15 protein-coding genes and 1 pseudogene are annotated in these 11695 nt (G+C 35.8%); 2 read left to right on the top strand and 14 right to left on the bottom strand.

The window, feature by feature from the left end:
• The 3 genes from IGI65_RS13860 to IGI65_RS13850 form a co-directional block, all read right to left on the bottom strand.
• The coding region (locus IGI65_RS13860) for a SpaA isopeptide-forming pilin-related protein (protein ID WP_438774456.1) at nucleotides 1-2957 on the bottom strand (2957 nt) is incomplete at its 3' end.
• 96 nt (nucleotides 2958-3053) lie between these two features.
• Entirely contained in the window at nucleotides 3054-3902 is an 849-nt protein-coding gene (locus IGI65_RS13855; RefSeq protein ID WP_010746401.1) for a LysM peptidoglycan-binding domain-containing protein, read from the bottom strand.
• On the bottom strand, nucleotides 3892-4086 hold the full coding sequence (locus tag IGI65_RS13850) for a hypothetical protein (RefSeq protein ID WP_425134066.1): 195 nt from the start codon (nucleotides 4084-4086) through the stop codon (nucleotides 3892-3894). Before IGI65_RS13850 ends, IGI65_RS13855 begins: the two co-directional genes overlap by 11 nt.
• Nucleotides 4087-4218: 132 nt before the next feature.
• Here IGI65_RS13850 and IGI65_RS13845 point away from each other — a divergent pair, with 132 nt between their 5' ends.
• Complete coding sequence (locus IGI65_RS13845) at nucleotides 4219-4662, top strand: hypothetical protein (RefSeq protein ID WP_438774455.1); 444 nt, start codon at nucleotides 4219-4221, stop codon at nucleotides 4660-4662.
• 608 nt (nucleotides 4663-5270) lie between these two features.
• Here IGI65_RS13845 and IGI65_RS13840 read toward each other — a convergent pair.
• The gene (locus IGI65_RS13840) at nucleotides 5271-5624 is read right to left on the bottom strand and encodes a hypothetical protein (RefSeq protein ID WP_425134068.1); all 354 of its coding nucleotides are present in this window, start codon (nucleotides 5622-5624) and stop codon (nucleotides 5271-5273) included.
• 554 nt (nucleotides 5625-6178) lie between these two features.
• Here IGI65_RS13840 and IGI65_RS13835 point away from each other — a divergent pair.
• Complete coding sequence (locus IGI65_RS13835) at nucleotides 6179-6481, top strand: helix-turn-helix domain-containing protein (RefSeq protein ID WP_425134069.1); 303 nt, start codon at nucleotides 6179-6181, stop codon at nucleotides 6479-6481.
• Nucleotides 6482-6486: 5 nt separating this feature from the next.
• On the opposite strand, the gene IGI65_RS13830 is transcribed toward IGI65_RS13835, so the two are convergent.
• From IGI65_RS13830 to IGI65_RS13785, 10 genes and pseudogenes are all read right to left on the bottom strand, one after another.
• Nucleotides 6487-6804 (bottom strand): DUF5839 family protein, encoded by a 318-nt coding sequence (locus IGI65_RS13830; RefSeq protein ID WP_425134070.1) that lies wholly within the window; start codon nucleotides 6802-6804, stop codon nucleotides 6487-6489.
• Nucleotides 6805-6820: 16 nt separating this feature from the next.
• Complete coding sequence (locus tag IGI65_RS13825; RefSeq protein ID WP_438774454.1) at nucleotides 6821-7846, bottom strand: replication initiator protein A; 1026 nt, start codon at nucleotides 7844-7846, stop codon at nucleotides 6821-6823.
• Nucleotides 7847-8217: 371 nt separating this feature from the next.
• Complete coding sequence (locus IGI65_RS13820) at nucleotides 8218-8562, bottom strand: hypothetical protein (protein WP_067396311.1); 345 nt, start codon at nucleotides 8560-8562, stop codon at nucleotides 8218-8220.
• Nucleotides 8549-9376 (bottom strand): ParA family protein, encoded by an 828-nt coding sequence (locus IGI65_RS13815; protein ID WP_067396314.1) that lies wholly within the window; start codon nucleotides 9374-9376, stop codon nucleotides 8549-8551. The genes IGI65_RS13820 and IGI65_RS13815 overlap by 14 nt, the downstream gene beginning before the upstream one ends.
• 64 nt (nucleotides 9377-9440) lie before the next feature.
• Nucleotides 9441-9995 (bottom strand): recombinase family protein, encoded by a 555-nt coding sequence (locus tag IGI65_RS13810; RefSeq protein WP_067396317.1) that lies wholly within the window; start codon nucleotides 9993-9995, stop codon nucleotides 9441-9443.
• An 8-nt stretch (nucleotides 9996-10003) separates the two neighbouring features.
• Nucleotides 10004-10315 (bottom strand): BRCT domain-containing protein, encoded by a 312-nt coding sequence (locus tag IGI65_RS13805; protein ID WP_071859003.1) that lies wholly within the window; start codon nucleotides 10313-10315, stop codon nucleotides 10004-10006.
• A gap of 160 nt (nucleotides 10316-10475) precedes the next feature.
• A complete protein-coding gene (locus IGI65_RS13800) occupies nucleotides 10476-10760 on the bottom strand; it encodes a type II toxin-antitoxin system YafQ family toxin (protein ID WP_438774453.1) in 285 nt (94 codons plus the stop codon).
• Nucleotides 10747-11043 carry a type II toxin-antitoxin system RelB/DinJ family antitoxin gene (locus IGI65_RS13795; RefSeq protein WP_438774452.1) on the bottom strand — a complete coding sequence of 99 codons (297 nt, stop codon included), beginning with the start codon at nucleotides 11041-11043 and terminating at the stop codon, nucleotides 10747-10749. The genes IGI65_RS13800 and IGI65_RS13795 overlap by 14 nt, the downstream gene beginning before the upstream one ends.
• Nucleotides 11044-11113: 70 nt before the next feature.
• Entirely contained in the window at nucleotides 11114-11251 is a 138-nt protein-coding gene (locus tag IGI65_RS13790; protein WP_438774451.1) for a hypothetical protein, read from the bottom strand.
• Between the two features lie 32 nt (nucleotides 11252-11283).
• Nucleotides 11284-11666, bottom strand: a pseudogene (locus tag IGI65_RS13785) (DNA/RNA non-specific endonuclease); the annotation flags it as partial.
• Nucleotides 11667-11695: the final 29 nt, after the last annotated feature.

Raw genomic sequence — 11695 nt, 5'->3', positions numbered from 1 at the left:
TGATTTGGTAGAGCTTGTAATTGTTTTTCGCCGTTTTGACCTGTTGCTTTTGTATGAATCGTAGGATTAACAACACGAATAGTTTGCCCTTTGTCGTGAATGTCAGTGTGAGAAGCGACTAAACGTCCGTCACGATAAACATTTTCAAATACGACTGTCTCTTTTCTAGCTAATGCGCTTGCGTCAAAGACAAAATCTAAAGAAATCGTTCCGTCAGGGTTTTCCGCAACAAACACTTTAGTTGCGGTAACTTCTTTTCCATTAACCAACAAAGGCACGTCTTTTCCTGCTTGAATAGACGCTTCTTTATCCATTAACACGCCATTGACGGTGTACGTTTTGCCTACAATCAGGTTGCTGTATTTTACAGCGTCAGTAATCGTTACTTTTTTCAATGGGTTCACTTTTTGTTGGTTTGTATATTTCCCCATAGCTGTTGTACCGATTTCAGGTGGAATCCGTTTGTTTTCAGCTTCCAAGAAAATTGTTTTTCCGTCCTCTGATACAGTAATACTGAACGGAACGTCTTTACCTAAAGGCAAGTAACCATTAAGTGGTTTCACTTCTTTAAAGTAATAGTCTCCAACAAGTAAATCAGGAACATTAAGTTTACCGTCTTTATTTGACTTGTAAGTACCGATAAACGTTAATCCTTTATCGTCTTTTTTGAACAAGTCAAATTCAACGTTTTCAATCGCTGTTTTTTGGTCAAAATTGGTTGTGGTGTCATATTTAAACACTTCTACATTAGCTTTCGCTAAGCGATTTGCAAAATTGATTAGTTGGATAGTATCTGTGTCGTTTGTTACTGAAAAGACATACGGAGTATTGTTTAGCACATATTTTTCAGGTGCTTTGATTTCTCGTAACTCGTAACGGTCTTTTCCGTATTTCAGTGTGTCTGTTGTTACGAAATATCCCTTTTCATTAGTTGTGAAAATATCCGATAATTCTGTATCGTTTGGCAATGCCATTGATACATAGCCACCTTGACCATTGTTTGCTAGTTTATCCCAAATTTTGAACTGAGTACCAGCAAGCGCAATCGTTTCACCTGTTTCTTTATCTACTTTAACTACTTTTAGTTTTTGTTCAATAATTTTATCCTCTAAAACATAGTTGATTGTTTGACCGTCTTTTTCAATTGTGACAGTAAACGGTTGAATTAATTTGTAGCCTTCAATTCCTTTTGTTTCGGAAATAGTGTAAGTATCATAGGCTAAATCTTTAAACTCAAAGTAACCGTTACTATCTGTAGTGACTTTAAAGGTTTTACCGGTGGTTTTTGACTTTGCTTGTAACTCAACACCAGCCAATTTTGGTTTAATATCGCTGTTGGTCGTAGTAACTAATTCTTTGTTTCCGACTTTGTAACCATTGATATTTCCTTTAATTACTCGGTCTTTTGCAGTAATTACGGCTGTTTCCCCAGCTGGTACAGATACAAAAAGTTTGTCCGTTGATAACGTGTACCCTTTAGGCGCTTGGATTTCTTGGAAGTAGTATTTGATTGGGTCTAAGTCTTTTACTTCTGCTTGGACTTTGCCATTCACATTTTTTAAGGTGACTTCGGCAACTTTTGTTCCATCTTCTTTGTACAAACCATATTTAGCGCCTTCTAAAGTCGCTTTTCCTTGGGCTTTATTTCTTGTTTCAGTATCTTCTTTAACGATTTTGACATTCCCGTTTTTGATTACTTGTAGTTTTAAAATACTATTTAAGGGGTCTGTAGGGCGTAATACTCCTATTTTTTGTGCATTCCCTGATTGAAAAACTAATGGTGTTCCTAAAATTTTGATACGGTCTAAGCTTACTGTTGCGTTATCAGGTGCTGTTTTGTCAACTACAATAATAAGTTTATTTCCATCAATAGTGGCTTTTACCCCTTTAGGTACACGGATATTTTCCATATTTTTCAATGTATTATTAGTGTCCGTTAAAACTAATTTATCACCAATTTTAATGACCTTAGTTTGATTGTGAAAAGAAGTTCTTTTCTCTGCTTCACTAATTAATTTTTGAATGTTGGCTTTTCTTGATTCATAATCTAAACCATTGTAAATAGTATGGTACTTCGCACCAAGCAATTCCCAAATCATCATTTGTGTGGCAATGTATTGTTCGTCGGATTGGTCTTTGTTTTTAATAAAACCAAAATGTGAAATCATGGTAATTTTATTTCTAAGATTCACATCTTTCATATAACTAGATAATTCACTACCAGTGTGAATTGCACCAATCGCAGCTTCTTTATTCGGCTCAATACAGAAAGCAACTTCTCCATTAACATAGAACTTTGCCCATCTATCCATTGTGAAGTTTTCACGGTCTTTTGCGGAGTAGACAATCCAGTTAATCCCTTTATCAATCCACTTTACATCTAATTTTTGTTGTGGCAAGGCTTGTCTTTTTGCTCTTGACTTAACGACTTCTTTTTTATCTGTAGTCGCTTTTGCTGGTTTTACAACTTCCTTACTTTCTACTGTCGGTTCAGCAGGTTGCTCAGCTTCTTTACTGCCTACAACCGGCTTAGTAGGTTGCTCAACTTCCTTACTTTCTACTGCCGGCTCAGCGGGTTTTTCAGTTTCTTTACTGCCTACAACTGGTTCAGCTAGTTGCTCAGCTTCCTTGTCATCTACTGCCGGCTCACTTGAAATTATCGGGCTATCAGCAGCATTTTGTTCTTCACCGATCGTCGCATCGATATTTTGTTTTTCATTTCCAGTAACAGGAATTTCTTGTGTTGGCTCTGTAGTTGCTTGTTCAGCTGGTTTTTCGCTAATAGCTGGTTCCTGCTGAATAACTACTTGTTCATTGCTTACTTGGGTCGTTTGTTGTGCTGAATCAGTTGTTTCAGCAGCGTTTACTAATGCATTCCCACCAAATAGGAACATATTCGCAAACAACACAAGCATCATTCCCTTTAGAAATGAATACAATCTTTTTTTACTATTCATGTCTAAATCTCCTTTTCTCTTTATTTTGTGGCACAAAAAAAAGAAGACATGAAGCAAATGTCTTCTTTTTTAACTATTTCTTATTTTAAACTCACATTAATTTTTATCTGGGTTATAGAAATCTACCGTCCATTTTCCAATTGTTTCATTGTCTTTGTTTAATAAATCAGTTGTACTATATCCCCATAAGTACCATTTACTATTTTCATCTTTAATTTCTTTATCCCCATAAGCAATAGCTTCTGCTTCACTATCAAAAATCTTTTCACTGTTTCCAACATTAACTGGCGTCATATCTTTACCTGGTGTCACTGGTTTTTCAGGTTCTGACGGGTTAGTTGGTTCTACTGGTTTTTCAGGTTCCGTTGGTTTGCTTGGTTCAGTAGGTTCTACTGGCGTTGTTGGTTCTGTTGGTGTCACAGATGTTTCAGTTTGACCTGTACCTCCATTTTCAGAAGGTGTTGTTGCTTGTGTCCCATCTTGGTTGCCAGTTTGTGGTTGTGCTGGTGTCGTTGTTTGTCCACTATTTTGTGGCGTTTGCGCTTGGTCTCCGTTGACAGGTTCTCCTGCTGGTTTAGAAGCGTCTACTTTATCCTTATCTTGAATAACTGATTGACTGACTACTTGACCATTACTTTCTTTAACGGTTGCCACATTACCTTCAAAGCTAATGACACGTCCAACTGGTAAGCGGTACTGTTCCCCAGCACTTAAGTTAATCCCATTGATTTCAGCTAATTTAACATGGTTTACATTAATTTTTTGTCCAATCGCCCATAACGTATCTCCAAGTTTCATCGTGTATTCTTTTTGTCCGTTGACAATTTGAATTTGGTCAGGCGTGTTGGCTTTCCATTCTGCTGCATTTGCTTCATGGCCAGCAATTACAACCCCACCTAATGCAATGCTTGATACAATTAACCCTTTTACAATGCTACTTTTCATCTTTTCCTTCCTCACTTTCAGTTTTTAGTCTTTTTAATTCTTCTTTGAACAATTCCTCAGTAACAAGCCCTTGTGTCAATTTTCCAACATATGTCTTTTTTTGCTTCCATAACTCGACAATTTCCTTCAAATCATCTATTGCTTCGGGATTGACGGTTATTGTCCGCATTTTTTTTCTTTGCATAAATGCTCCCTTCTTTCATCTTACAAACATAGTTTAGCACATAAATAGTTGTATCGCAACTGTTTTGCAACTATTTTCAAAAAATCTTTTTTTTGTTATATTTAGATAAGATAAATGAAAAGGAGACATCTCATGACAACTAGAAAAAAAGTGATAGGCGGTATTTTAGGAAGTGTTGTTGTATTTCTTTTAGTTGCAATCGCCTTCTCCCTTCAAGGAAAACCAACGATAACCAAAGAAAGTAAGCCAAGCAGCAGTCCTTCTGTTTCAGTAGAATCAAAAGAAGAGTCAAAAACAGACACGACTTTGCCGACACGTGCTGACCTAAAAAAACAACTCGGCGCAGCTTATGAGGACTTAGGCAGCTGCCAAATCATTACTGTGTTTTATGAAGACAAGAATCAAGCAACATTGGAAAATAAACAAGGTATACAGGTTCAATCGTCCCTTTCTCTTGATAATAAAAAAGAATTGACGTTCACGTTAAAAGACGTTGAACCGCCTATCAAGGGTCTTAAGGTGGGCGACACCGTCTCATTGGTTCGTGCCAACGAAAAACTTTACGCTTACCAGTAACATCAGGTGACCGACATTTTCGCTTCATACTACCGCCTACTTTCTTTGGTTATTCAGTTTTCAAGGTGCTATAAAAGATTTTTTTTGCGCACGAAAAACACTCTTATTTACTAATTTTGGTGCGTCAGTTTTTGTTTCGCAGGGTTTCTAGCAATCGTAACCCCAAACTCACAGGAAACGAACACAAGCTCTTCCGTCTTGTATTCTGAGCAGAATACGCTCTCTCATATTTCATGTGGTAATTGTACTCAACGTCCGGTACGTCCATATGAGGTCATGGCGTCTCTCCATGTAATGTGCCGATTCACTGGCTCAGCCGTCTCTAAACGACGGCGTCCATGTTCTAACCCCTATCCCTTAGTAGGCACGCTGATAAACAGGGCAGTAGCTGACTTCTACTGACTATCCAATTATTCTACTTAGCAATGGCTTTCTTGTGGTTGTCTCATTTGGCTTTATCACCAACTGGATTTTTTACTTTTCGTCCGCCGTACGCCAACGGTAAACCTTTGGACTACTCGTTCCACCTTACTGACAATCACCTTTCGGTTTTTTAGTTTGGCTTTGCTAATGAAAATTAGCAAATAAGAATGTTTTTCGTCCTTTCATTACGGCATATGCAAGGAAATATGGCTGTAAATTTCTTGAGCGCTTGCTGGTTGTTTTCGGCTACACTCACCTTTGCCTGTTGTTAGCAATTCTGAGTGCTTGTTAAGGCGTTGGGCTATAATTATTCCATTTTTGTCATAAAGTCGCTCTATGCGCCCGAAAATGGCTTCTACGGACGTTTTAGAATGTTCCTTCGTGTATTTCCGCCCGTCTCGATACCAACTCGTACAAAATAAAACATCATTCCCTAAAATCTTGATTTTAGGTTTTCCTTTGCCGTTCAGTCCGAATAAATGCGCTTGTGTCCCAAATTCTTTCACTTCTTCCATTGTGATTTTTACTCCCTTATCCAACACTACACCCCCCTGTCAAATTTTATTCAAAAACAAACAAAAAAGGGAGACACACCGTTTGCTTGGTGTGTCTCCCCAAATGCCATAGTTTAGACCTCAACGTTCTCTCACTAAGAAAATATATGTTAATTACGATATAAATTTCTTTTCAGTTTGAGTAAAACATGCTAAAATGTACCGTTGTGGTGCAAACTACAACACAGGGAGCCAGTGCAAACCGTGTAGGGCTATCTACATGGAGTTTTGCGGCAATGTTTCGACGACGCTATAAAGAGCGGGAACTCTTTATATGCCGAGAAACATTGTTACATGGCTTCCTTTTTTGTTTATCCTTGACAAGACAAACAAATTTTTTATATTTACACCCACTCAAAAAGCGAACAGGTGTTTGCTTATGGTTTTATACTAGCAAATTCTAAAATTTATTTCAAGTATTTGTCTGCATTTTAGCATTATTCTTTCTATAACGCAACAAATACATTTGTTATCACAATGAGATTTATCTAAAGAAAAACGATAATTGAACATAAGCAACCTATAGGAGGTGTTTATGTTTGAGAAATACATTTGTTGAAGACAGAAATATCCCTGAAGATAATTTGTCAGATATTTTGGTAAAACTTGGAATGAAAATCAAACTAGCTCGAGTAGAAAGAAAACTTTCAGTGCTTCAATTATCACAAATTTGCGGAATTTCTGACAGTCATTTAAGCCATATTGAGAATGGGAAAGTTAAAGCTCCTAGTGTCAATCTTTATTTAAAAATATTTTATGGATTAGACATGAAACCCAGTGAATTTTTTGGCATTTTAGACGAGTTGCCTCCATTCGATTCTAAAAAAAAGCGTAAGGATTAACCCCTTTACGCTTTTTTACGAGTATTATTCAATTTTTTTAGTTCTTCTGCTGTTGCTTCTCGAATTGCTGGCTGTTCTTTAAATTCTTGAATTTTCGAGATACTTGCATATTTTTTACCAGTTTCACGAAAATCTTCTTGAAAAACTTTAGTGACTAAAACTATTTGTTTTTTGTTTCCACGAACCACTGAATTCATTTGAATGTTTTTGCCTTGAAGCGCTTTAGGAATGTGCCAGTAATATTTTTTAGCTTTTGGTTTATATAATAATTCTCCGTCTACAGGAAATAAATGAATGCCTTCGATTGTATTATTTGCTGTCATTTGTTTCGTCTCCTCGCTAATTATTTTCGTTTGGTTCTAACCAGTTGTGCAAAAGAATAGGTGATCTGTTGCTGTCATTTGTTTTTTCCCATGCTTGCATTTGTAGTATGCAATTTTCAAAGGTGGTACAAAAAGCCCCAAACATGTAATTGTCATGATTCTTAATCTTGTGGTCGGTCTTAATTTTAAGATACACCTTGCGTAAAGTGGTCTCTATTTCCTCTTGCCAATCTTCTGCAACTAAGGTGCGGTTATATTTTTTTTCTTGTTTATTTTTTGCTCGAATAATAATGCCAACTGTTTTATGCGCTTCCTGAATAGTCTGGCTGAATAATGCAATCAAATCTAAACAACGTTTATCTAAAAATGATTGGTCTTGTGTTTCTGAAAAAGACTGCAATAATTCTCGATTTTGTAAATCTTCTTTTTTCGTATCTTTTACTGTATCTTTATATGTATCTATATATTCTTTATATAGATATAGTAAAGAATTTTTACTTCCGCTTGTACCAAGGGTTTGAGGGTCGTTTTTCGGAAGTAAAAATTCTTTACTTCCGCTTGTACCAAGGGTTTGAGGGTCGTTTTTCGGAAGTAAAGAATTTTTACTTCCGCTTGTACCAAGGGTTTGAGGGTCGTTTTTCTCGGTGCTGCCTCTTAAATAAACATCTGTAGCATTAACTTCTAGTTCTGCAAGATATAGGCGGTTTGGCTCATTTTTTTTGGTTTTATTGTTAAATCCCATTCTTTTTTGAAACAATAAACCTATGTCTTCCAGTTCTTTTTTTATTTTTACTATTTTAGGTTTAGAGCAGTTTAGTAGCTCTTCCAGTTCAGAATTAGTGTAGATAAAATAAACGTTGTCATCTTCGTCTACCCAATTATTTCGTAACGAATACTCCAATCTATCCTTTAAAATCATGTATGCTATTTTGGCGTCATTAGAAATCTTTTTGTATTTGCTTCCGTACATTAATACTTTTGGAAATTGGAAATATAATTCCCCATATACACTTTTAGATTTTATAAATTGAAATTCTGACATATAAAAAGCCTCTTTTCTTATCCCAATCTAATGTCAGGAAAGAGGTTGAAATTATATTGTTGAGTGAGCCATATCATGTATGCTATAATAATTGCAAAGCAACACCCAATATAATATTTTTCCCTTTCCCGCCTGTTGCAGGTGTGAAGTTTATAGTCGCCAAACTGCAAAACTTCACACTCACGTGTGGGATTTTTTTATTTGTACATATAGGATACAAGATAAATTAACTGTTGTAAATTGCTTTAAATAAGCATTTTTAGTAACGCATAACACATAACACATAACATTGTGTTATGTGTTACTAAGCTTTTTCGGAGCAATTATTCTAGCTATTTGCTAAAATGTTAAATGTTATATGTTATTAACATTTACAACTTAACTATTTTTAATTCAATTAGAGATTCTAATTTTTTCCAAACTTCTTTTTGTTCAGCTTTGTCTAATGATTTTAAGTATAACTCTAACCCCTGTTGAACTATTGAATAAAACTCTTTATTTTGTGTCACTGATATTGCTTTTATTAAGGCATGAGTTTCTTTGTGTAATCTCACATTTTGACCGTTTTTCAGCTCAGAATTTGGGTGTAAGATTTTGTTTTGAAAAGATTTTGACGATACATCTTCTTTCTTACTTGTAAGATATTGATTATCGCTACTATTTTTTGGAACAGCCTGAGTTGGTTTTCTGCTAAATATATCTTTACTGGTTGACATTGTTTTCGTCCTCCCCAATTCTATCAATTAATTCATTTGTAACCTTGTTATACAGCAAATGGACATTCTTATCATGAGCGTCATTAAGATTATTAGTTACCCCTGTCCAATCAAATCGTTTAATTCTTCGTAGCTGTTTAATAGGGTGTTCAAAGATATTCTCAGCTCCAAACTCTTCTTTTGCCTGATTAATAATTTGTTCATCATATTCAGAATTATTTTCCATTAAAACTGGTAATATTCCTAGCGCTTTTACGTCTAGTTTATAAGTGTCTCTTAATTGCGATAAATAGTTAGCATATCTGACTGCTTTTCTATAAGATTTCATTTGTGTTTGCAAAACGATCAATATATAGTCACTAGCAACTATTGCAGAATCTGTGTAAATATTTATTGTTGGCGGTACATCTATAATAATGTAATCGTAGTTTGATTTAATATCGTCTAAAATTGATTTAAGAAAGAAGTCTTTTTCTTTTTTTGATTTAAGATTATCATCTAAAAAATCTTGGTAATTCACCAAATCAGTATCAGAAGGAATTAGATCCCAATTTTCTGTAACATGAATAATCGATTTTTTTGGTTGCCCACTTTTAATTGCTCCATAGAAAGTGAATTCAAATTTATCCGATATATTTTGCTTATAAACAAACTCCATCGTTGTAAAAACTAAATCAGTAGCGTCAGCTTGCATATCAAAATCAAGTAAACAAGTTTTATAACCTTTACTTGCTAATGTGTAGCTAAGTAATACAGCATTCGTGGTTTTACCTACACCGCCTTTTAAATTTCCAGTAGTAATAATTTTCGCCATGTTAGTCACTCCTTGCGTTAATTGTTATGTGTTAATAACATTTTAACATTTAACATTTAACATTTCAAGCGTTGGTGTTTAAATTTCTATAGATAGTTGCACGACTAACCCCTGTCATTGCTTGAATCTCTTTAAAGGAATACTCGTTTGAATGGTAGAGTTTCAAGGCACGTTCTAAGTCTGCTGGATTGGTTTTCGGACGTCCACCTTTTCGTCCTCTTGCTCTAGCACTCGCTAGCCCCTCATTGGTTCGCTGGACGATAAGGTCTCGCTCAAACTGACTAAAGGCTTGAAAAACGGTCATCATCAACGTTCCCTGTGGCGTTGTTGTATCAAAGTTTTCTTTTAGAGAAAGAACAGAAATGTTTTGTTCTTGAAAGTAGTTGATTAGTTCAATTAAATCTTTTGTCGAACGTCCTAGGCGAGAAAAACTTTCTACGATAATCATATCTCCTGCACGTGCCTTATCTTTTAGTCGATTCAATTCAGGTCTGTTTGCTTTCGTTCCTGATAGTTTTTCCGTGAGAATTTCATCACAATTTTGTTCGTTCAATAAATCTAATTGCCGTGTTAAATCTTGTCCTTTTGTACTTACTCGTGCATAGCCAAAACGTTTCATTGCTTCGTTCACTCCAAATTGTTTTTGATTTGTTGCAGCTGTTCAATGGCTACCGCATAGAACGCTGCTTCGGATAAAATGAGAAGGTCTTGTCCCTGTTCAATCAATTCACGTGCGGTTTGTTCTTTGTTCGTATACGTTGAATGTTCAAATAATGATTTTGTGTAGTGACCACAAACGAGTATATCGGTTTGTTTGGTCACGGTGGACTGACAATGTCCATGCAAGGAATAGACTAGCCCTTGTGCTTGTTTCCTGTTCATGGTTAGCAGCGTACCTGTGAAAACGACGGTTTTATTTTTGAACGACAAGTTTCTCACTCCATTCTTTGGTTTGTCCTTTTTATTGTATCACAAACGGGAGTATATGAGACGTTGAAATTGAGACGGGTTATGAGAAAAGAGGAACCCTTAGTTTAAAGGATTCCTCTTTTTTATTGATTGTTTCTTTTTGAAGTCTCACAAACCGTCGTTTTTGAAACTATCTAAATATATCCGAATGACTGCCCGTTCTTTCAAAAATAATTGTTCTGTCATAATAATAAAAAATCATGACCCAATCGCTATTTCTACCACCTATGTGTATATCCCAACGTTTAGGAATTTGATTTTTAGGTTCCAACGGGTGAAGATTGTACTCGGTTCCTAATTCTTCTTCATGAATAAGTAATTCCATAGCCTGTTGCAGTTTCTTTATGGGTTTTCCTTGCTTAATCAACTTTTTTACATCTTTATCAAATCTCGTCGTTGTTTTATAATTCAGCATGTTCTTCCTCAAAGGCTTCTTTTTTCATTCTGTTAAAATAGCTGCTCAAGTCTTCGCTGTTGTCTAAGTCATTACGTTCTACTAAGCTATCCGTTTCTTTGAAGGCTTGTAAAGTTTCACTATTCGGTTGATAAGACAGTGTTTCAATCTCAAATGGGAATTTTCCAGTCTTAACAAATTTAGTTAGAAATATTTTAACTGCAACGGCCGTATTCATTCCAACTTCATCAAACATTTTATCTGCATCATGTTTCAATTCATCATCAATTCTGATAGTTGCCATGATATTCCCTCCTTCTATAATACTATTATGACACATTGACGATAATTTGTACACATAAATATACAAATATCTACAAAAACTGGCCGTTTTTTTCTAAGACATGCGCCACATAAAGGCTATCAATACTAGCCATGGGTAGTTTTTCTAGTTCTTCATAAGTGAAGTCACTGTTTCGTACAATCAAACTTATTTTTTCTTCTTTGGTCATGATTCCCCACTCACTTTCATTGTTCGATCGATTTTAGTGGCAAGATTTTTCGGGTTGTCTTGGCTCCCTAATTCACCTTTTTAAAGTTTCCCTCTGGTTCAAAGTTAAAACTAGACGTATAGGCAAGCAAATGTCCTCGGTTGACACTTTCTTTTCCATCAATCTTTTTTTGGTGCCAGCCTGTCGGTTGCCAAACTTGCCGTTCTCGCCCTTCGGAACGTCCTAGATTTTGTTTATCAAGGTAAGCAGTAACAACTGTGGTATGGTTCAAGGAGTCTAACTCGCCATAAATCACCTTGTTTTCTTGCCACTGGGAAATATCCAATGTAGACTGCCCATGATTTACGTTTAAAACGGCATTCTCGCCACTATGAAAGTCTAAAGCAGCTAATTGGTCGTATTGTTGCTGGTCAATGTTTGTGGCAGCTGTCACGTGGTTTTCTC

This window comes from Enterococcus sp. DIV0755b (genome assembly GCF_051713765.1).
In the GTDB taxonomy this organism is placed as follows: Bacteria; Bacillota; Bacilli; order Lactobacillales; family Enterococcaceae; genus Enterococcus_C; species Enterococcus_C canintestini.
The sequence above is the reverse complement of the archived record's forward strand: the minus strand, read 5'-3'. Positions and strand labels throughout refer to the sequence as shown.